The sequence below is a fragment of the Novosphingobium sp. SG707 genome, assembly GCF_012275515.1.
Lineage (GTDB): Bacteria > Pseudomonadota > Alphaproteobacteria > Sphingomonadales > Sphingomonadaceae > Novosphingobium.
The window spans coordinates 258,095-278,536 of sequence record NZ_JAAZQL010000003.1 but is presented as its reverse complement, the minus strand read 5'-3'; the positions used below and the strand labels follow the sequence as shown (position 1 = coordinate 278,536).

At 60.9% G+C, this 20,442-nt stretch carries 21 protein-coding genes; 9 read left to right on the top strand and 12 right to left on the bottom strand.

Annotation, left to right across the window (positions count from 1 at the left end; all coding sequences use genetic code 11):
- Positions 1-161: 161 nt before the first annotated feature.
- The 6 genes from FHW92_RS10065 to FHW92_RS10040 all read left to right on the top strand — a co-directional run bounded on the left by FHW92_RS10065 (position 162) and on the right by FHW92_RS10040 (position 7,766).
- Positions 162-929, top strand: coding sequence for a TnsA endonuclease N-terminal domain-containing protein (locus tag FHW92_RS10065; protein WP_168603129.1), 768 nt, complete (start codon positions 162-164; stop codon positions 927-929).
- A gap of 26 nt (positions 930-955) precedes the next feature.
- Complete coding sequence (locus tag FHW92_RS10060) at positions 956-3,235, top strand: DDE-type integrase/transposase/recombinase (protein ID WP_168603128.1); 2,280 nt, start codon at positions 956-958, stop codon at positions 3,233-3,235.
- Positions 3,232-4,155 carry a TniB family NTP-binding protein gene (locus tag FHW92_RS10055; protein ID WP_168603127.1) on the top strand — a complete coding sequence of 308 codons (924 nt, stop codon included), beginning with the start codon at positions 3,232-3,234 and terminating at the stop codon, positions 4,153-4,155. Before FHW92_RS10060 ends, FHW92_RS10055 begins: the two co-directional genes overlap by 4 nt.
- Before the next feature lie 8 nt (positions 4,156-4,163).
- Positions 4,164-6,287 (top strand): AbrB/MazE/SpoVT family DNA-binding domain-containing protein, encoded by a 2,124-nt coding sequence (locus tag FHW92_RS10050; protein WP_168603126.1) that lies wholly within the window; start codon positions 4,164-4,166, stop codon positions 6,285-6,287.
- On the top strand, positions 6,284-6,559 hold the full coding sequence (locus FHW92_RS10045) for a hypothetical protein (protein WP_210428438.1): 276 nt from the start codon (positions 6,284-6,286) through the stop codon (positions 6,557-6,559). Before FHW92_RS10050 ends, FHW92_RS10045 begins: the two co-directional genes overlap by 4 nt.
- 265 nt (positions 6,560-6,824) lie before the next feature.
- Positions 6,825-7,766 carry an RNA-directed DNA polymerase gene (locus FHW92_RS10040; RefSeq protein WP_246870048.1) on the top strand — a complete coding sequence of 314 codons (942 nt, stop codon included), beginning with the start codon at positions 6,825-6,827 and terminating at the stop codon, positions 7,764-7,766.
- Between the two features lie 129 nt (positions 7,767-7,895).
- Here FHW92_RS10040 and FHW92_RS10030 read toward each other — a convergent pair whose 3' ends face one another.
- Positions 7,896-9,461, bottom strand: coding sequence for a recombinase family protein (locus FHW92_RS10030; RefSeq protein ID WP_349237668.1), 1,566 nt, complete (start codon positions 9,459-9,461; stop codon positions 7,896-7,898).
- A 68-nt stretch (positions 9,462-9,529) separates the two neighbouring features.
- Here FHW92_RS10030 and FHW92_RS10025 point away from each other — a divergent pair, with 68 nt between their 5' ends.
- Together FHW92_RS10025 and FHW92_RS10020 are read left to right on the top strand one after the other, a co-directional pair.
- Positions 9,530-9,898 carry a hypothetical protein gene (locus FHW92_RS10025; RefSeq protein WP_168603124.1) on the top strand — a complete coding sequence of 123 codons (369 nt, stop codon included), beginning with the start codon at positions 9,530-9,532 and terminating at the stop codon, positions 9,896-9,898.
- A gap of 164 nt (positions 9,899-10,062) precedes the next feature.
- Positions 10,063-10,578: an antitoxin Xre/MbcA/ParS toxin-binding domain-containing protein gene (locus FHW92_RS10020; protein WP_168603123.1), complete on the top strand. Its 516-nt coding sequence runs from the start codon at positions 10,063-10,065 to the stop codon at positions 10,576-10,578.
- A 46-nt stretch (positions 10,579-10,624) separates the two neighbouring features.
- Here FHW92_RS10020 and FHW92_RS10015 read toward each other — a convergent pair whose 3' ends face one another.
- The 3 genes from FHW92_RS10015 to FHW92_RS10005 form a co-directional block, all read right to left on the bottom strand.
- Complete coding sequence (locus FHW92_RS10015) at positions 10,625-10,906, bottom strand: type II toxin-antitoxin system RelE/ParE family toxin (protein ID WP_168603122.1); 282 nt, start codon at positions 10,904-10,906, stop codon at positions 10,625-10,627.
- Positions 10,903-11,181 carry an antitoxin of toxin-antitoxin stability system gene (locus FHW92_RS10010; protein WP_168603121.1) on the bottom strand — a complete coding sequence of 93 codons (279 nt, stop codon included), beginning with the start codon at positions 11,179-11,181 and terminating at the stop codon, positions 10,903-10,905. The genes FHW92_RS10015 and FHW92_RS10010 overlap by 4 nt, the downstream gene beginning before the upstream one ends.
- A 261-nt stretch (positions 11,182-11,442) precedes the next feature.
- Positions 11,443-12,201, bottom strand: a complete 759-nt coding sequence (locus FHW92_RS10005) for a class I SAM-dependent methyltransferase (protein ID WP_168603120.1) — start codon at positions 12,199-12,201, stop codon at positions 11,443-11,445.
- Here FHW92_RS10005 and FHW92_RS10000 point away from each other — a divergent pair.
- A complete protein-coding gene (locus tag FHW92_RS10000) occupies positions 12,200-13,051 on the top strand; it encodes a helix-turn-helix transcriptional regulator (protein ID WP_210428437.1) in 852 nt (283 codons plus the stop codon). The two genes, FHW92_RS10005 and FHW92_RS10000, sit on opposite strands and share 2 nt — an antisense overlap.
- Here FHW92_RS10000 and FHW92_RS09995 read toward each other — a convergent pair.
- The 8 genes from FHW92_RS09995 to trxC form a co-directional block, all read right to left on the bottom strand.
- Complete coding sequence (locus tag FHW92_RS09995) at positions 13,036-13,788, bottom strand: 3'(2'),5'-bisphosphate nucleotidase CysQ (RefSeq protein WP_168603119.1); 753 nt, start codon at positions 13,786-13,788, stop codon at positions 13,036-13,038. The genes FHW92_RS10000 and FHW92_RS09995 overlap by 16 nt on opposite strands.
- The gene (locus FHW92_RS09990) at positions 13,788-14,039 is read right to left on the bottom strand and encodes a DUF2061 domain-containing protein (protein ID WP_168603118.1); all 252 of its coding nucleotides are present in this window, start codon (positions 14,037-14,039) and stop codon (positions 13,788-13,790) included. The genes FHW92_RS09995 and FHW92_RS09990 overlap by 1 nt, the downstream gene beginning before the upstream one ends.
- 45 nt (positions 14,040-14,084) lie before the next feature.
- Positions 14,085-16,037: a sulfate adenylyltransferase subunit CysN gene (gene cysN / locus FHW92_RS09985; protein ID WP_168603117.1), complete on the bottom strand. Its 1,953-nt coding sequence runs from the start codon at positions 16,035-16,037 to the stop codon at positions 14,085-14,087.
- Positions 16,037-16,957 (bottom strand): sulfate adenylyltransferase subunit CysD, encoded by a 921-nt coding sequence (gene cysD, locus FHW92_RS09980; RefSeq protein WP_168603116.1) that lies wholly within the window; start codon positions 16,955-16,957, stop codon positions 16,037-16,039. Before cysD ends, cysN begins: the two co-directional genes overlap by 1 nt.
- A 140-nt stretch (positions 16,958-17,097) precedes the next feature.
- Positions 17,098-18,360 carry an MFS family transporter gene (locus tag FHW92_RS09975; RefSeq protein ID WP_349237667.1) on the bottom strand — a complete coding sequence of 421 codons (1,263 nt, stop codon included), beginning with the start codon at positions 18,358-18,360 and terminating at the stop codon, positions 17,098-17,100.
- On the bottom strand, positions 18,357-19,514 hold the full coding sequence (locus FHW92_RS09970; RefSeq protein ID WP_168603114.1) for a M20 aminoacylase family protein: 1,158 nt from the start codon (positions 19,512-19,514) through the stop codon (positions 18,357-18,359). The genes FHW92_RS09975 and FHW92_RS09970 overlap by 4 nt, the downstream gene beginning before the upstream one ends.
- Before the next feature lie 80 nt (positions 19,515-19,594).
- Entirely contained in the window at positions 19,595-19,987 is a 393-nt protein-coding gene (locus FHW92_RS09965) for a group II truncated hemoglobin (protein ID WP_349237666.1), read from the bottom strand.
- Entirely contained in the window at positions 19,984-20,409 is a 426-nt protein-coding gene (gene trxC, locus FHW92_RS09960) for a thioredoxin TrxC (RefSeq protein WP_172249200.1), read from the bottom strand. Before trxC ends, FHW92_RS09965 begins: the two co-directional genes overlap by 4 nt.
- Positions 20,410-20,442: the final 33 nt, after the last annotated feature.

Sequence of the window (20,442 nt, the reverse complement as noted above, 5' to 3'; positions counted from 1 at the left end):
GAAGAAGGGGCCCACCCTGCCAGGCGGAACCCCCTCAAAGGCCAGAGACCTCGGTAGCTCTGATCTCCTTCATTTCGTGCCTTATGTCAAGGTCCAGGGCTGCCCTCGGATCGTGGCCCCACACGTCCATCGCACGCTGTGCGATGCGGAAAGGAAGATCCATGAAATTGAAGCCTAACGACAACCCGTGCCACGCTGAGGACCACAATGAGCCCGGCATCTCCACCGAGCTCAAGTTCGTTCGCGACAAGCGCGTCGTTGCACAAGATGTTCAGCTTATCCGCGCAGATGGCGGCGGTTCCAAACGCACTTTCAACGGCCGCCGCACTCATGAAAACGGGTGGTATGTCAGCCGCAAGGCCCGCCGGCTTCTCCACTGGGAGGGCAAAGCGCAGTTTGACTTTTTGACCCGCGCCGAGGTCGAATTCAGCGTTGTGAGCATGACGTCGGAAGCGGTCGAGTTCCAGTTCGTCCGCGACGGCAAGAAACATAGCTATACAATCGATGTCGAGCTGGTCGCGCCCGATGGGAGGCTGACTTTCATCGAGATCAAGCGTGACGAAAATGATCTCAAAGACCCGGAGTACCGGGCCAAGCTGGGCCATGTGCGCGAGATTTGCGAGGAGATGGGCATCCGCTTCCGCATCATTTTCCGGCACCAGATCTGGGAAAGCCTGATCCACCGGCGCAATGTGAATCTTTTTAGCGCACGGCGGTTCGTGTCCGTTCGGCCCGAACATATTGAGCGTTTGGAAAAGCACGCGCTGACCGTGGGAGCCGATGCGACATTCGGCAGCCTGTCTGATGCGCTCGATCCCAGCCGTCGACTGATGGGCGAGGCGGTTTTGCAGGCGCTGACCGTGGCGCGTCGGGTCCAGATCGACCTGACTCGCCCGATCTTGGATACGACCCCGATCACCATTCACTGAGAGCAGCATGGGGGCTGGCTTAGACCGTGCAGGCCTGGCTGCCCCCCCCTTATTCGCACGCGTTTTGGTTGCACCCTGCTTTGGCAGGCGATGCCCCAAATGCTCAACTGCATGGACGCAAAATGATATACAATCGCTTTCCCGCAGGCACGATCGTTGAAATCCGAGGCTCGCGCTATCAGCCCAGCTATACCCACGGACTGCTGCAGCTGACCCACGTCGTCACAGGCGAACTTTTCAGGTGCGAACAGCCGGACGGTTCGTTTGGGCTCCCGTCGATAGAACAGTTCGAAGCGCTGCTTGCCATCGGCGACATCGTGATCAAGTCCCCTCGAGCCAATGATGCCATCCGGAATTTCAACGACGAGGCCGAATGGACGCGCGACCAAGCCATTGCGTTGACGGAAGATGCCGAATTCAAATCCAAAGTCTGTCAGATCCTCGATGACAACGGCGTCAAGCAGGGCCTTAAAGCCATTGCAACGGGTTTGAAACTCTATTGGACCTCCGAACTGATTACAAAATATGGCGAGGCCCCGAACCCTTCAACCGTCAGGAACTGGCGTGCGACGCGCGGGCGCGTTGGCGACCGACACCCGCGCCATATGGTATCGCTCACTGGCCGGAATTTCCTCAAAAGGGCAAGAACCGATCCAGCCTCGCGATTGCTGGCCTATTGCGTGATTGAAGGCCGGGAAAACGGCCTCAAGGTCCCTGACATTCACGGCAATTACATCAGTCGATACAGATCGATGATTGAGCAGGAGGGGTTGGAGATCGAAATCCCTGAGCTCAAAACCAAAGATGACGGCCTTCGCAAAGTGCGCCGCCTCTATAATCTTCTGGAATCAGACGAAACTCTTGCCTCAAACGTTGCGAAAGAGGCGAAGGAGCAAGACTGGTCCGGTGCCGGTAAAACCATGACGGCTGATCACGTGATGCAATACGTGATCATCGACCATACACAACTGGATGAGCACATCGTTTGTCCGAAGCTGGAACTGCTTCTTGGGCGGCCATGGATCACCCTGGCTGTCGACGTTAAAAGTCGGGCAGCGGTCGGACACCTGATCACATTCACCGATCCATGCTCTTGGTCGCTCAGTGAAATTTTGCGGCGCATAGCGCTCCCGAAACGGCCGCCGTCAGATCTTGCCGACAAATTTCCAATTTTGGCTCAATTGCGGGGGAAGCCAACCACATTAATTCTCGATAACGGCACCGAATTTCTGGCGCAGAGCCATGAAGCGGCGGCCCGCGATGCTGGGTTTTCGGTCATGTTCTGCCCGATCAAGAAGCCCCGCTATCGAGCCATTTGCGAACGCGCCATTCAAACTGTCAACTTCCAGTCGTCGCGCTTGCTCCCTGGTCGCACGATGTCGTTGCACGACGCGCGGCGACTGGGATTTGATGCGGAAAAGCACGCGGTGGTGATGGCCGATGAGCTCGAGGCTGTCATGAATCAGATCATCGCCATTTATAATATCCAACCCCATGCGGGCCTAAATGGCAAGCAGCCTGCCTTGGTGTTCGAGCAATGCGCAAAGCGCACCGGCATCTCAAATTTCGCTGATTTTGATTCGTTCGCGCGTGACACAATGGAGGTGCGGGCAGGAAGGCAACTCACGCCGAGTGGCATACGCGCGTTCGGGCTGCGGTATCATGATGCGATAGCCGTGCCAGACCTGCTGCGTGATCTCGTGCCGATCGAACCGCGTAGGCAGCGGCGTGATGACGCGACAGCAACCGTCGAATTCCGGTTCGATTCTATGGACATCAGCCGGATCCATGTGTGGAATCGCCGGACACGTAAATACGTTACTCTTCGCTGCGCCGATGAAAATTATGCCGATGGCATGCCGCACTGGCTGCACGAAAGGATAAAGGAGATGGCCAAAGCTCAGGCCTTGGCATTTGATACCGAAAAGCATCGGATTGCAGCACGTGGGCGCTTGGTCGAATTCACTCGACAAATCGATCCTGGTGAGTTCGCCGAATCTCGTAAGCGGGTAGCGCAAATGTACGAGATTCCGCGTCTCCGGCAGGTCACCGGCAATCTCTTCGATCTGCACAACACATTGCCGTCACCGGTTGGTCTCGACATCTTCATTGCAAACGACCGCGCGCGAGAGACCTCGCTCGACCAGGAGATCCTCGCACCGCGTTCAGCGCCGCGCCCGAAGCGCGAGAAGACGGCGCTGGAACGCCGCCGAGCTCACATGGTGCAGACCCAGCAAGCGCAGCCGGAGGCCGGGCAACCCCAACGCGGCCGTAATCTGCTTAGCGAGCAGGGAGACTATCAATGACCAGATCCGACACCGGGGCCCTGTCGCTCATGGAACGCATTGCGATTTCGAGCAAAGCCATCGCCGCATTTGACCAGATTCGAGTGAATTACCTACCTCAAACCGACGCGGTGGCCAAACTGGACCAATTGCGGCGGGCGGCAAAACTACGACCACCGGGCGCCAGTTGCGGCGGCATGATGGTGGTGGCACCGACCGGTTGCGGCAAGACTCAGACCATCGAACGCTACAAGCGGATCGCCGAAGCGGATGCCGAGGTTGGCACGCGTCCGGTGCTGGTTGTCGTTGTACCGGGCGAATGTACGACAAGCATCACGGCGTCCGCAATCCTGGAATCCCTTGGTGTAGCGCGGCCAAATGCAGGCACAGAGTTTGTGCGCTGGCGCCGCGCTGTAGAAGAAATGACGCGGCAGAAGGTCGAACTCGTCATCTTCGACGAGTTTAATGAGGCCTCGCGACGACCGACCATGTCTCGCCCAATTGCGACAGCCATTCGGCAATGGATTATGGACCGCGGCGTAGCGCCAGTGGCATTCTTTGGCAGCGAGGATGCAGCAAAAGTCCTGGCCCTAGTGCCCGAATTGCTGCGGCGCCTCCATGGTGAGGCCGACCTGTCACCGATGGACTGGCATTCGGACGGCGATCGCGAACTTTTCATCAAGTTCGTGGGCGACCTGGATGCAGCCATGGTCGAGCGCGGTATTGTCGATTGCAAGGCTGACTTGGCGAGCGGGGACATCGCTCATGGGCTGTGGCGGGCTTCAAACGGGCATTTGCGCGAAATCTGCGGCGTCATCCGAAGTGCGATCGAGAATGCAGTGCGGGGAGGTCAGCGCGCGATCCACAAAAGTGATCTTGCTCACGCCTTCTGCTCGTACCCCGGCTGCAATGCGCTGAACATTCCAAACCCCTTTTTGTGAGCTCGACCATGGCCGAACAAATTGCACCGTGGCGAGTTAACCGCCCGACACCATTTTTTCAGGGTGAATCCCTCGACGGTTATGTCGCGCGGATCGCCGCATCTCATTACTTTCCGCGCCTCGCGGAGATTACGCAGGTCGCTGGCGCGCAAGTGTCAGCGCGCCAGCACGCCTCCTTTTGTGACCTGAAGCAGCTAGACGTCCTCGCGGACTGCCTGCGAGTTGACCCAGCAGTTTTGCGCCACCACGCCCCTCTGTGGTCGGAAGATGCTGAAACTTTGAACTTTTTTGGCACTACTGTGCCCAAGGATTTTCTGCAATTTACGTATCGCCGGTTTTCGCCGACGGCGCTCGCACAATCACCGCACCACCGCGGGCTTTGGCAATTGCGCATTTTACCCGTTTGCATTGAAACCTGGACCTATCTTGAGGACCGATGTCCCAACCCTGTCTGCGGCCGCCGGCAGGCCTGGAGGCGTACCACCGGCATTGACCTGTGCGACTATTGCGCAGAACCGCTCACCAGAGCCGAGGCCAAGCCAGTGCCACAGGAATTGCGAGCCAACCTTCAATGCCTCGTCAGCTTAATCCATCCCGATCTTGAGCGTCGCGCCGCGACCCGCATGGTATTGGCGCCCCAGCTGGCGCAACTCGGCGGCGGCGAATTGCTGGAATTGGCCTGCGCTCTGGCCCCACTCATCGACCCGCGCGTGGCCAAACCCTTGCGCTCGAGAAAGCTTGCGATGGACGTTGCTGCCAATGTGATCGTCCCCGCAATCGCCGAGACCTGGCCGTTTCTTAGCGACTGGCCGCGCGGGCTGGAACGGTTTCTGATCGACCGATTGAACCAGAATCCGCGCGGCATGGCAGCCGCCAAGCGGGATATCGTTTACCAGCTGCTCTACAAGATGCGCAGGCGCACATTGTCTCGGCCGGTTGCTAACGTCATCAACGAATTCGCGGATCGGTGTCGAGCAGCACGAGCCGACGGCGTCACCATCGCCGAAGCTGTCAAATTGACCGGCGCGCGCCAACCCGCGCTTTACGCCATGCGTCGAGCCGGCGAATTACCCACAATCCTTGCGCTCGACGGGTGCCGGTTTCAGCCGCTGATACCTAAGGACGCGATTAAAGATTTGGCCGATCGCAAAAAGCCGCGCATGCGGCTGACACATTCAGCCGAGCGGCTCGGGATACCGACCTATACGATTCATCAATTGGTCGACGACGGACTGCTGGAAGCTGCGCCGATACCGCCCGGTTGCCGGGCGCAGATCTCGGTCTATCAGGCTAGTGTTGAGGACCTTAGCGCCAGGCTGCAGGCACGGCTTGACGGCAATGACGAGGGGTTTGAAGTCAATCTTGCCGACTTAATGAAGCGGATAGGTGGGCAGCCAAAGCCTTGGTCCCGCATATTCTCAGCAATCCTGTCCGGGGATCTGTCTGCGCGGCTTGCCACCGGCAAACTGCCGTTGGCAAAACGCATAATGGTCAAAGACGATTCCGTGCTTTCGCTGCCGATCTTTACCGACCAGGATGATATGGACTGGGGTGGGATTAATGTCCTCAAGGCCGATGTGGCGGACATGATGAACATCACTCCTCACAATTTCTCGCACTATTCCGACTTTCTGATCGGGCCCGGCGATCGCCTGCGTGACATCCCAATGGTCACTGCACTGCGCTTGGCTCGCACTTATGTCGGCTCCGGCGAATTGGGGCTGTGCCATGACGTTCATTCTGCCGCAGTTCGCCACTTCCTCGAAAGCCAAGGGGTGCCGGCCGAATACCGCGGCCTATATGATCGTGCCACAGCAGAACGGCTGTTCTCCGGTTCCTCGGAACCATGCAGCAAGAGTTGGAGTGCCGCAGTATCACCTGCCGCCAGAACTAGCGCTGACCGTCGGGATCCACTCGATCTGCAGTCATTGGTGAGCCCTCGTGGCCGATTGAGCCTGCCTGTCTATTTGCGCCGCCGGATGGGGCTCGATTTGGGCGGTCAAGTTGCGTTCACAGAAACCCCGGAAGGCATCCTGATGCGCCCCGTGCGCCCTCTGGACGGAAAGAAGAGGACCGGCAGACTGACTTTCACCAAACGGACCAACCCTCTGACCCAAGGACAGGAAGCATGACCCGCCTAAAGCCCAAATACCCACGCCGGACTGTGCGGATTGCCGTCGAGCATCTGCTGCGCCATCCCGTGGCGATCGCCGACCGCGCTGAACGCGACAAGATCATTATCCTGCGAGCCGGTAAGCCGCATCGCGTCATCATGAGGCATGACTATTACCGTCAGCTTATCGAGAAAATCGGGCGGATCGATGAAGAATGTTCGGGGCGCCGTCGGCCGGGGCGGTTTGTAAAGCGCGAGTTCCGCGTTCGACGCCGCCCGATATCAAATTGATGGCGGCGGTTGAATCGGCAGGTCGCGACCAAAGTCGGTCGTTGAAATCAGCCGCCGAGGGCGTCCGCTGCTGGCAGAACCTGCCAATACGCCTATCTGAGTGGTCAGCAAGGTGCCCTAGAAGTGGTGGTTCGGAAGGCGGGAGATTTCGCCTATGGCGGTGAAGGGATCAGCCGCTAGTATGAAGCGGCCAAATGCAAGCTGTCCATGGGCCGTCGGGAGCGATTCGGGAGTGTCGACTAATAATAAGGTGGAGAAGGACTACTTGCTGACCTCCGCATTCTGGGAGAATGGTCAGGCACTTGGCTTCCCGATCCAATTCGATCTGGTCCTCAGGCATCTTCGCCAGGACATGCGCGACGACTGGTATTTTGACTGCCTGCAATACGACGATCTGTTCAATGACCCCGAGGAGGCGAAGCGGATCATTATAGCGATGCTCCAAGAGTGGAACGGCGTATACGCTGGAACACGTAGTGTCGTTCGCAACATCCCCAAGAAGGGCTTCGGCGAACGCTATGGACTGGAGACCGACTTCTTCGACCGGTTTGTCTACCAGGCGATCTGCAGCTTTCTGATACCCTACTACGACAAGCTGCTCGGTCATCGAGTCCTCAGCTACCGGCACGAGCCGGATCCCCAGAATAAAAAGTATCTCTTCAAGAACAAGATCAACCGCTGGTTCACGTTCGAAGGTGTCACACTGACGTTCGTCCGCTCCGGCAAGTTCCTGTTAGTCACCGACCTCAGTAACTTTTTTGAGAATATCGCCCGCGAGCAGATCGTTGCAGGGCTCGAGAAAGTCATTCCGGAAATCGAGGCGACCGGACCGGAGAAGCTGCAGATCAGGAATGCGATCGCCACCCTTGACCGGCTTCTCACACGGTGGACGTTCAGCGGAAGCCATGGCCTGCCGCAAAATCGGGACGCGTCATCGTTCCTTTCCAATATGCTCCTGTCTCGCGTCGATAGAGCGATGGCGGGAAAGGGGTATGACTACTACCGCTACGTCGACGACATCCGGGTCATCGCCGACAGCGAAGTCCACGCCCGACGGGCCCTGCAGGACCTCATCCGCCTTCTCCGGGCGGTGGGACTGAACATCAACGCCAACAAGACGGCGATCCTGTCCCCCGAGACGCCGCAGAAGGTCCCTGACCACAAACAAGGTCAAATCGCGCCCGCCCGGGGCGTTGGCTCACGGTGATAGGCTTTTTCAGGCCAAGATGGGCAATGCTGTCGACCAGTTCCTGAAACACGCGCTTGTTGCGCACGCGCGGGTTCAGCACGCTGATCAGATCAACCGGAACCATACGGATTTGCGGGGCCGGATCGCTCATGCCGCCATGCTCAGCATGGTGCGGCGGGTCAAATCCATGAAAACTTCAAGCGTTTCATAGCGGTAGGCATCGAGCAGAATACCATTTTCCGGAGCTAGCCTGAGGTCGGGAGCCTTGCCCAGATCAAGCCAAGGCAGGAGGTAATAGTCGCGGATCGTCTTGTTGTCGTCGGCCATACGAACGGCAATCGTGATCCCGGGGCGCAAACCCTGATCAAAGCGGATCTTCCAGCGCAGGCTGCCGGTCGGCCCTACCTGACAGCGCGCGATCACCAGCGCTGCCGTGAACTCCTCATTGATATGCAAAAGGTCAGAAACCGGATCCCTGAGCACCGAACCACCGGCGCGCTCGATCCCCGCGATGACCTCCTGAACGACGTCAGGGTGGAGAGCACGCAGTGCACGGTTGGTCTCGATATAGCGGTAATCGCGCGCCGGCGAATAACCCACCAGTTCATACGCGCGCATCAGGCTGCCGAAACGATGGCGAAACGTCATGCTCGAGGGCATATCCTCGACTTCATCGATGATCAGGCCAGACAACCAGCCCTTCTCCGCGAGGAGGGCGGCAAGCCGATCAAGCAGTTCCTGATCGGTAAACCGTTTGCTGCGGGCCATGATAATCCGCTGCGCCGCCTCGAAAAAATCACGCTCGACGATGGGTTCAAACGCGCCATCCTGGCGCACCCACATGTCCGGAGGGTTCATGACCCGCTTGGCCTTCAGCTTGAAGGATACCCGGTTGTAGACATTGTTGCCGATATACTTTTCATTGGTCAGGATCTGATGGATGGTGCCGCGTGTCCACGGCCTGCCGAGGTCCGTCGTCATGCCCTCGGTGTTCAAAACAGCCGCAATTTCGCTCTCGGTCCGTTGCTGCACCACGAACATGCGATAGAGGCGCCGGACCAGTTCAACTTCTTCAGGCGGTCCGGGCTGCAATACCACCCGGTCGGTTTGCAGGCTCTTCTGCTCGCCACGCTCAAGCGTCGCTTTGGGGTTGCAATGCTCATCGACCAGCACGCGCCGGAGGCCAAATCCGGCAGGGCCGCCTTGCCGAAAGCCTAGCCTGATCAACCGGCACTGCCCAGTGAAGACCTTGGCGGACAATTCCCGGCTGTATTCGCCCGCCATGGCTCGTTTCATGCTTTTGATGATGGTCGCGCTCAGGCTGCCATCATTCTCGAATTGCTCGGCGCAGTAATGCACCTTGATCCCGCCCTCGCGGCAGATGAACTCGTAATAGGCGCTTTCATCAGCATCCTGAAAACGGCCCCAGCGGCTGACATCATAGACCAGAACCACCTCGAAGTCGGTGTTGCCGCTGCGGACATCTGCAATCAGCTTCTGCAGCGACAGGCGGCCGTCGAGGGTGAGACCGCTCTTGCCAGAGTCTTCGTAGGTCCGCACGATCTCAAAGCCGCGACGTGCGGCGTATTCAGCAATGATCTCGGCCTGGTTTTCGGTCGAATATTTCTGATGCTCGGTCGACATACGCACGTATTGCGCGGCGCGGATCAACCGTGTGGGCATCTCATCATTGCTGAGCGAAGTTTTCGTCACGGCAGATGTTTCCGATCGCACGCAAAAACGCGCTAAATTTCTCGAAAACGTATCGGGAGGGGAAGGGAATGTCTTTCACCAAAAACGACCGAAAGATTCAGTCAGGATCCGGAAAAACTTTTCCGAAAATCACGCCAGAGGTGCTGGCCGATGTCATCGCACAGGCGCTGCGAGCTGAGTTTGGGGCATCGCCATCATCGGTGAAAACCGTGGCCCGGATCACCCATGCCAATGACCGTGCGGTGCGCAATTGGTTTGATGGCAAGAACTGCCCCAGCGCGGAGAATATGGTGGTCTTGATGCGCCATTCTGCCATTGTTCTCAAAGCGATATTGGAGCTGGCTGACCGGCCGGACCTGATACTGGCTGTGGGTATATTCGGCTTGCGGGAGCAATTGGTTGGCATGGTGGCGGCGATTGATGAGGCCCGCAAGTAGGGCGTTGGCAGGCCAGTCCGGCCGGTGGCCGTATGGATCAGAACCAAGATCCACACCGTGTCGCAGTCGATTCCGTTCGCTAAGCGATAGGCGCGGTACGGCATGTCAGTTCGCGCGCGCCAGGGATTTCACCAGCATGGCCAAGCCTGAGAAATTCGTCCAACTTGGCAACTGCATTGCTGAAAAAGCGAATCGATCCGAACTGCGGCGGCGATATCAGGGACCATGCTATGACACGTCAAAGGGCTGCGCCGCTGTCATGTTCGAGGCTTTATCGCATGGATCCCGTGCAGCGGATCGCACTGATCAGATCGGGTATCCCCGCCACCTTTGTGCAACGGCTGCTCCGAAGTCTCGACAGTAAGCGGATCGGCCTTGGTGACATCCTCAAGATCAAAGACCAGAGTCTGACGCGCCTCGCCAGAGCCGATCGTCCGCTGTCGCAATCCGCGTCGGAGCGGATTGTGGAGGTGGCAATACTTGTGGGGCAAGTCGAAGCGATGGTCGAAGAGAGTGGCAATCCGGAGGGCTTCGACGCAGCTGAATGGCTTTCGAAGTGGTTGGACAATCCGGCGCCCGCTTTGGATGGTCGCCGCCCGGTAGCGTACCTTGATACCATCAAGGGCGTGCGCTTGGTCTCTGAAATAATCGGAAAAATGCAAAGCGGCGCATACGCTTAGGGGAGTTGTATCGGCCTGACTGTGGCGGTGACGGAACTTTGGCTGATCAAGTGGCCGGCGGCCATTGCCGGGCGGTATGGATCAGAACCAGGATCCATACGATGTCGTTGTCGATTTCATATACCAGGCGATAGCTGCGATGGGGCGTCAGCTCGCGCGTACCGGCGATTTCGCCGACATGGCCGAGCATGGGAAATTCGGCCAACTTGGCAACAGCCTCGCTGAACAGCGTATCAATGCGAACTGCGGCGGCAGGATCATGCGCAACCAGATAGTCCCAGATCGCGCTACGATCGCGCTCTGCCTCGGGCGTCCAAACGACCCTCACGCCTGGTCGGCAATCCGGGCGCGGCGCGCGGCAAACTCAGCCTCCACTGTTTCGTTGGAGCGCCCCTGGCCTGTGGTGACCGATGCGCGCGCAGCATCTACCTTGCGCTGGAGGAAAGCGGTATGTTCGCGCCGCTCCCGCTGCTGCTGGACAAAATCGCGCATCAATTCGCGCACAACCTGGGAAGCGGGGCGGTGGCTTTCCTCAGCCGCCGCCATGAACTCAGCGCGGAGCTCGGGTTCCAGCTTCATTGTAAACACCGCTGCTTTGGTCATCACATCCTCACGAAAATACTGACCTTGTATATACCAAGTCAGTATCACACGCAATCGCCCCCAGCGCCGCCCCGAGATGGGCTTTCGGCATCATGCTAACGCGTTGATTCAAAAGCATCGGATAAGGCACTTGTCCCAAATAGGCCCTATCGGACAAAACCCTTGTCACTCGCTTGTGACAAATCATGATTTGTTCTGGGGTTTCAGAATCAGTTTTCGTGTCACTGGACATCTCCTCTCATCGCTGACGAATTAACGGCCTCAGGCCGCCGTCAGCATGATTGTGTCCAGCGTATAGGACCCATCCTCCTCGATTCCGAAATGCTCGGCCACTTCCTGACTGGCGCGGGACTGGATGAGGCGAATCGCCTCCATCGCAGGCGCGGGCGTGCGCATCCGGGCGGTCCATGCGGCAAATTCCATGCGCAGGCGGCCCTGCTGCTCATCCGTCACCGTAAAGCCTGCCTCGGCCAGCATCGCGGCCCATTGGCGCGCGCTGTAATTGCGCCCGTGCGAGGGGTCGCGCAGCACTTCGATGGCCTGCAGATGGGTGTCGGCGGCGGCCAGCGGCGGGGCGATCACATCGGCAAACACCGCCATCCCGCCCGGACGCAACACGCGGCGCGCTTCGATCAGACCGCGCCTAACATCGCGCCAATGATGCGCGGAAAAGCGGCAGGCGAGGAAATCGAAGCTGTCATCGGCAAAGGGCAGGGCCTCGGCGGCGGCGCGCACGGTGGCGATATGGGCGATGCCGCGCCGGGCGCTTTCCGCCTCCACGGCGGCCAGCATGTCGGCGGACAGATCGCAGGCGGTGATGCGCGTGGCATAGGGCGCCATGGCATAGGCCACGTGCCCGCCGCCACAGCCCAGATCGAGCGCGTGAACAGGGCTCGCCTGCGCGGCCATGGCGGCGATATGGATCAGGTCCGCGCCCTGCGCGTGGGTGGTGCTGGAAACGTAATCCTGCGCGGTGGCGCCGAACTGGTGCTGGACCAAAGTGTCGTGGTGAGTGGTCATGGCTTTCTCCTTCGCCGCCGGGATGACGCTGGATTTAACCTGTTACAATGGACATAATTATCCTGTTATAAGGCTTGCCATGCTGGATGATGAACATCGCAATCTGCTGGGTGCCTTTGTCCGCGCCCGCCGGGAAAGCATCGCGCCCGATACGCCTGAACGCCGCCGTCGCCGCACGCCCGGCCTGCGCCGCGAGGAACTGGCCGAGCGCGCCGGGATCAGTGTGACATGGGTGACATGGATCGAGCAGGGGCGCGAGGTGCGCGCCTCGGCGTCAACGCTGGCCCGTCTGGCCGAGGGGTTGAGCCTGACCGGGGCCGAGCGGGCCTATCTCTTCACGCTGGCCGGGCGGGAGGACCCGCGCGATCCGTTTCTGCCCGCCACGCAGGCCCCGGCGGCGATTGCGGCCATGGTCGAGGCGCTGCCCTGGCCCGCCTATGGGCTGGACCCGGCGTGGAGCGTGTGCTGCGCCAATGCGGGCGCGCGGGATCTGTTCGTGGGCCTGTTTGAAACCGAACCGGCCAATCTGCTGCGCTATATCTTCATCCATCCAATGGCCCGCGCGCTGCTGCCCGACTGGGACGAGCGATGCCACCGGGTGCTGGCCGAATTTCGGCGCGATTATGGGCGGGTGCTGGGCGATCCGCGCGTGGCCGCGATGGTGGAGGTGCTGATGGCCCAGAGCGCCGATTTCCGTGAGGCTTGGGCGCAGCAAAAGGTGCTGGCGCGCGAGGGCGGCACGCGCCGGTTCCAGCATCCCGTGCATGGCCCGCTATGCTTTACCCAGCACACTCTGGCAGAGGTCGAGCGCGGCGATTTCCGGCTGGTGGTGCTTCAGCCTTCTGCCTGAAAGCGCACTACTTCGGCCAGAACCCGCGCCGCATGTTCGGGGCGGCAGATCAGCAGATCGGGCAGATAGGTGTCGCGCTGATTATAGACCAGCGGCGATCCGTCGATCCGGCTGCAATGCAACCCATGGGCCAGAGCGACCGCCACCGGAGCACAACTGTCCCATTCGAATTGCCCGCCCGAATGCAGGTAAATGTCGGCCTCGCCGCGAATCACGGCCATGGCCTTGGCGCCCGCGCTGCCCATCGGGACCAGTTCGGCGCCCAGCTCTCCAGCCACGAACACCGCCTCTGCGGCGGGGCGGGTGCGGCTGACCACCATGCGCAAGACCTCGGGCGCGGGGGGCACGGCCACGGGGGCATCGCTGCGATAGACGGCATCCGCGCCCGGCAGCGCCACCGCACCCAGCACCGGCACGCCATCGACCGCCAGACCCACATGCACCGCCCAATCGGCCCGCGCCTCACCATATTCGCGCGTGCCGTCGACGGGATCGACGATCCACACGCGCGATTGGTCGAGCCGCTCGAAATTGTCCTTTTCCTCTTCGGACAGCAAGCCGTCCTCGGCCCGTGCCGCGCGCAGGGCGTGGACGAGGAACTGGTTGGCCGTGGCATCGCCCGCCTTGCCCAGCGCCTTGCCTGTCACCATGCCGCTCTCGCGCACGGTGATCAGCAATTGCCCGGCAACCTGGGCCAGCTTGGCGGCCAGATCAGCATCACTCATAGTCTGGGGCATCAGATTTCCGCCGCCGGATCATTGGGGGCGGCGCGCTGCGCGCCCCAGTTGATCGAGCTCCACACACGTTCATGGAAGTAATAGAGCAGCACCTTGGTGATGATCTCGGTGCTGGCGATGGCGCCCGCTGTCTTGGCATTGCCGGAGAACAGCCAGCTGAGAATGAACGTGTCGATGCTGCCCAGAACGCGCCAGCTGATACCCTTGATCAGCGAGCGGCTATGGGATTCATGGCCATTGAAGAGCAACATCTTCTACTTCACTCCCAGCTTTATTATGCCCGAACCCATAGCGGCTCAGATTTCCGGCATCCAGTAGTCACCGAGCAATTTGGCGACGATCAGTTCGGCGGCGTCGGCCGGGCTGATCTTGGTGGTGTCGATGCGGATTTCGGGGTTTTCCGGCGCTTCATAGGGGCTGTCGATCCCGGTGAAGTTCTTGAGCGCCCCCGAACGGGCCTTTTTGTACAGGCCCTTCACATCGCGCGCCTCGGCCACGTCCAAAGGCGTGTCGATGAAGACCTCGAAGAATTCGCCCTCCGGCGTCAGGCTGCGCGCCAGATCGCGTTCGGCGCGGAACGGGCTGATAAAGGCTGTCAGCACGATCAGGCCCGCATCCGTCATCAGACGCGACACCTCGCCCACCCGGCGGATGTTTTCGATGCGGTCGGCTTCGGTAAAGCCCAGATCCTTGTTGAGCCCGTGGCGCACATTGTCGCCATCCAGCAGGAACGTGTGCTTGCCCAAGGCATGAAGCTTTTTCTCGACCAGATTGGCGATGGTCGATTTGCCCGAACCCGACAGGCCGGTGAACCACAGCACGCCGGGGCGCTGGTTCTTGATTTCGGCGCGGGCCTCGCGCGTCACGTCCAGCGCCTGCCAATGCACGTTCTGGGCGCGGCGCAGGCTGAAGTGCAGCATGCCCGCCGCCACCGTGCTGTTTCCGATCTTGTCGATCAGGATGAAGCCGCCCAGCGCGCGATTGTCGGCATAGGGTTCAAACGTGATCGGGCGGTCGGTGGTGATTTCCGCCACGCCGATGGCGTTCAGCTCCAGCGTTTTCGCCGCGCAATGCTCCATCGTGTTGACGTTGATCGTATATTTGGGCGCCTGCACCGTGGCCGAAACCATCTGCGTGCCGATCTTGAGCCAATAGGCGCGGCCGGGGATCAGCGCATGATCGGCCATCCACACCACGCTGGCCTCGAACTGATCGGCCACCTGCGGCGGATTGTCGGCCAGAGCGATGACATCGCCGCGCGAGCAGTCGATTTCGTCAGCAAAGGTCAGCGTGACCGACTGGCCTGCAACGGCTTGCGGCAAATCGCCGTCCAGCGTCACGATGCGCTCCACCGTGCTGGTCTTGCCGCTGGGCAGGACGCGGATGGCGTCGCCCGGGCGAATGCTGCCGCTGGCGATGAGGCCCGCAAAGCCGCGGAAGTCGAGGTTGGGGCGGTTGACCCACTGCACCGGCATGCGGAAGGGCTTGGCCAAATCGCGCGTGGTGTCGACCTCGACCGTTTCGAGATGATCGACAAGGCTGCGCCCGAAATAGGCCGGGGCGGCATACCAGGGCGTGTTGTCCGACAGGGTGGTGATATTGTCGCCCATATAGCCCGAGATGGGTAGGGCCACGAAGTCCTCGATGCCGATGCTGCTGGCAAAGGCGCGGTAATCGGCGACGATCTCGTCAAAGCGGCTCTGGCTGTAATCCACCAGATCCATCTTGTTGACCGCCAGCACGATGTTGCGGATGCCGATCAGGTGGGCCAGAAACGAGTGGCGGCGGGTCTGCGTCAGCACACCCTTGCGCGCATCGATCAGGATTACGGCGAGGTCAGCCGTCGAGGCACCCGTCACCATGTTGCGGGTATATTGTTCATGGCCGGGCGTATCGGCGACGATGAACTTGCGCTTTTCGGTGTTGAAGAAGCGATAGGCCACGTCGATCGTGATGCCCTGTTCGCGCTCTGCGGCCAGACCATCGACGAGCAGGGCGAAATCGATGCCCTGACCCTGCGTGCCGACCTTTTTGGAATCGGCCTCAAGGGCGGCAAGCTGATCTTCAAAGATCATCTTCGAATCGTACAGCAGGCGCCCGATCAGCGTCGATTTGCCATCGTCCACCGACCCGCAGGTGATGAAGCGCAGCATCGTCTTGTGCTGATGCGTGTCGAGATAGGCGTCGATGTCCTCGGCAATCAGCGAGTCGACGACGTAAACCGGTTCCGGATGGGTGGTATCGGTCATCAGAAATACCCCTGCTGCTTTTTGACTTCCATGCCTGCGCCGCCCGCATCCTTGTCGATGGCGCGCCCCTGCCGCTCGCTGGTGGTGGTCAGCAAGGTTTCCTGAATGACTTCGGGCAGGGTCTTGGCGCTGCTTTCCACCGCGCCCGTCAGCGGATAGCAACCCAGCGTGCGGAAACGGATCGAACGCATCACCGGCACTTCGCCGGGCTGCAAGGGGAAGCGGTCATCATCGACCATCAGCAGCATCCCGTCGCGCTCCACCGTCGGGCGTTCCTCGGCGAAGTAGAGCGGCACGATCGGGATGTCGTTGAGGTGGATATATTGCCACACGTCCAGCTCGGTCCAGTTGCTGATCGGGAAGACGCGGATGCTCTCACCCTTGGCCTTCTTGGCGTTGTAGAGGTTCCAGAGTTCCGGGCGCTGGTTCTTCGGGTCCCAGCCGTGGCTGGCGGTGCGGAAGGAGAAGATGCGCTCCTTGGCGCGGCTCTTTTCCTCGTCGCGCCGCGCGCCGCCAAAGGCCGCGTCGAAACCATATTTGTCCAGCGCCTGCTTCAACCCTTCCGTCTTCCACATGTCGGTGTGGAGAGCGCCATGGTCGAACGGATTGATCCCGCGCTCCTTGGCCTCGGGGTTCTGATAGACCAGCAGTTCCATGCCCGACAGTTCGGCCATCTTGTTGCGCAGGTCATACATCGCGCGGAATTTCCACGTCGTATCGACATGCAGCAGCGGGAAGGGCGGCGGCGCGGGATAAAACGCCTTGCGCGCCAGATGCAGCATCACCGCGCTGTCCTTGCCCACCGAATAAAGCATCACCGGGTTCTCCGCCTCGGCCACCACCTCGCGGATGATGTGAATGCTCTCGGCCTCCAAGCGCTCCAAATGCGTGAGCGTGGATCGGGCCAAACCTTGGGACATGGGTTCACTCCGGGAATTGCAATAAGGCGCCAAACGGCTTGGCCAGCCTACTACACGCGGCAGGGCGCAATTGGCCCCATGGCTTTTCTATCGCGGCCCAAAGCTATCTTTTGCGTTTTGATGACGCTTATGAGCCGCGCTCAATCACGCAGATAGGGCGCGCGGCGCGGCAGGCTCAGGCTGACTAGGAAAACCATCACCATCATCGCGCTGACATACCAGTAGAACGCGCCCTCATGCCCCGCCTGTTTGGCCCAGAGCGCGGCATATTCCGCCGTCCCGCCAAAGATCGCATTGGCCAGCGCATAGGAAAAGCCGACGCCCAAGGCGCGCACCTGCGTGGGGAACAGCTCGGCCTTGATGATGCCCGAAATCGAGGTGTAGAAACTCATCAAGAGCATGGCCACACAGATCAGCGCACCCGCCATCAGCGGCGACCCGGCCTTTTGCAACAGTGCGATCAGCGGCACCGTCAGCACCGCCAGCCCGCCGCTGAAGATCAGCATATTGGCCCGCCGCCCGATCCGGTCCGAGAGCGCGCCCATCACCGGCTGCATAATCATGAACAGAAACAGGCTGACCGTCATCACCCGACTGGCCGTGGTGATCGGCAGGCCCGCCGAATTGACCAGATATTTCTGCATATAGGTGGTGAAGGTGTAAAAGGCCAAAGACCCGCCCGCCGTAAAGCCCAGCACCGAAAGGAACGCGCGCGGATATTGGCGCAGCAGGGCGATCAGGCTGCCCGCCTCCTCGGCCTGACGCGCCTCGGCGCTGCCGCTTTCCTCCAGCCGCGACCGCGCGGCCAAGGCCACCAGCGCCGCCAGCGCCCCGATCACAAAGGGAATGCGCCAGCCCCAAGCCTTCAACTCCGCCTCAGGCAGGAGCGATTGCAGGATCACCACCAGCAGCGCGGCCAGCAATTGCCCACCCACCAGCGTGACATATTGAAAGGATGAGAGAAACCCGCGACGTCCTTCGGTGGCGATCTCGCTCATATAGGTGGCCGCCGTGCCATATTCGCCGCCCAGCGCGAAACCCTGCACCAGCCGCGCCGCCACCAGCAGCGTGGGCGCCCAGACGCCGATGCTGGCATGGGTGGGCAGGCAGGCGATGGCCAAAGACCCCGCCGCCATCGTCACCACCGAAATGACCAGCGCAAGCCGCCGTCCATGCCGATCGGCAAACCGCCCGAACCACCAGCCGCCGATGGGCCGCATCAGGAACCCCGCCGCAAACACCCCCGCCGTGTTGAGCAATTGCCCGGTGGGGTCGGCCTTGGGAAAAAAGGCCCCGGCGAAATAGATCGAGCAGAAGGCGTAGATGTAAAAATCGAACCATTCGACCAGATTGCCGCTGGAGGCCGCGACAATCGCGCCGATGCTGCCTTGCTTCTGGCTCACGCCGCATCCCCCAACCAATGCCGCACCAGCGCCAGATGCAGCCGAATGCCCGTCTCCATCACCCCATCATTGAAATCATAATGCGGATTGTGCAGCGGGGGCGGATTGTCGCCCACCCCTTGGCCCAGCCAGATATAGGCGCCGGGGCGGACCTGCAGCATAAAGGAGAAATCCTCTGAGGTGGCCGCAGGTTCAGGCGCGCGCAGAGCGGTGCCCACAGTGGCGGCCGCATCCAGCGCATCCTGCGCCGCTTGCGGATCATTGATCGTGGCGGGGTAATAGCGGCTATATTCCACGCTGGCCTCCACCTCGAAACTGGCCGCAATGCCCGATGCGATCTGGCGCAGGCGCTGTTCGATCCGGTCCTGAACCGCCGGGTCAAAGGTTCGCACCGTGCCGCCCACGCTCATCTCATGCGGGATCACGTTGAAGGCCTGCCCGCCATGGATCTGAGTGATGGACAGCACCGCATTGGCGCTGGCCGGGATGTTGCGCGCGACGATGGAGTGCAATTGCTGCACCAGAGCGGCGCCGGCCAGCACCACGTCATGGGCATCATGCGGGATCGCGGCATGGCCGCCCTTGCCCTTGAGCAGGATGGTAAACCGATCCGCCGCCCCCATGATCGGCCCGGCGCGCGTGGCGATCGTGCCTGCGGGCAGGCTGGGCCAATTGTGCAGCGCATAGACGCGATCACACGGGAAGCGGTCGAACAGACCGTCCTCGATCATCGCCTTGGCGCCGCCTTGGCCTTCCTCGGCGGGCTGGAAAATGAAATGGACGGTGCCGTTCAGGCCGCCATGATCGGCCGCCAAAGCCTGCGCCGCGCCCAGCAGCATCGCCATATGCCCGTCATGCCCGCAGCCGTGAAAACATCCCGGAATCGTGCTGGCGTAAGGCAGGCCGGTTTTCTCATCGATGGGCAGCGCGTCCATATCCGCGCGCAATCCAATCGAGCGGGGGCCATTTCCCGCCCGCAACGTCGCCACCACCCCGGTCCCGCCGATGCCCTCATGCACCTCCAGTCCGATGGCGCGCAGCGCCTCGGCCAACACTCCCGCCGTGCGATGCTCGGCAAAGCCCAGTTCGGGATGGGCATGAATATCGCGGCGCAGCGCCACCAGAGGGGCGATTCTTGCGGCAAGATCGGTCATCAGTCAGCTCTCAGCGCCCGGCAATGGGCAGGCCGACGGTAATAATCCCGTATCGCGCAGGGAGATAGGCGTAAATTAGCTCAGCTTGCCTGCTCCGGCTGGTTGGCCATATGCCAGCCCAGCGCCTCGACCTTTTCAAGAATTGTGTCGGACAGCGCGGATTGCGGGATCGTTTCGGTCCATGCCTGACGAAAACACAGGAGCCAGCCCTCGATCTCCGCCGCGCCGATGGGGGCAACGAAATGACGCATACGCAGGCGCGGATGGCCATATTTGTCGGTATAGAGCGGCGGCCCGCCCAGCCATCCGGTCAGATATTCGAACAATTTCTCCTCGGCCCGCGCAAGGGAAGGCGGATGCACATCGCGGCAGGCCTTGGCCTCGGGCAGGCGGTCCATCAGCGCATAGAAACGCGCCACCAGCGCCCGCACGGTCGCTTCGCCGCCAAAGGCGTCATAGGGCGTCTGGCTCACGCGCGCGCCCATTCAATGATCCGGCGCGCATCCATCGCGCCCGCCTGCCGCCGGATCTCGCGCCCGCCACGGATCAGCATCAGCGTGGGGATCGAGCGAATGCCATAGGTGGAGCCCAATCCCTGCTCGGCTTCGGTATCGACCTTGACCACGCGGATAAAGGGTTCGAGCGCGGCCGTCGCCTGTTCATAGGCGGGCGCCATCGACCGGCACGGCCCGCACCACGGCGCCCAGAAATCGACCAGCACCGGCAACGTGCCGCGATGGACATGGGCGGCAAAAGCGGCGGCGTCCACCGCCAAGGGATGGCCGGTGAACAGGCCCTTGTGGCATTTGCCGCATTGCGGCCCATCGGCCAGCCTTTCGCGCGCCACGCGGTTTGCGCCCCCGCAATGCGGACAGATCACGATCTCGCTTGTTATGGGCTCGCTTGTCATGCCCCCCATATGGCGCGG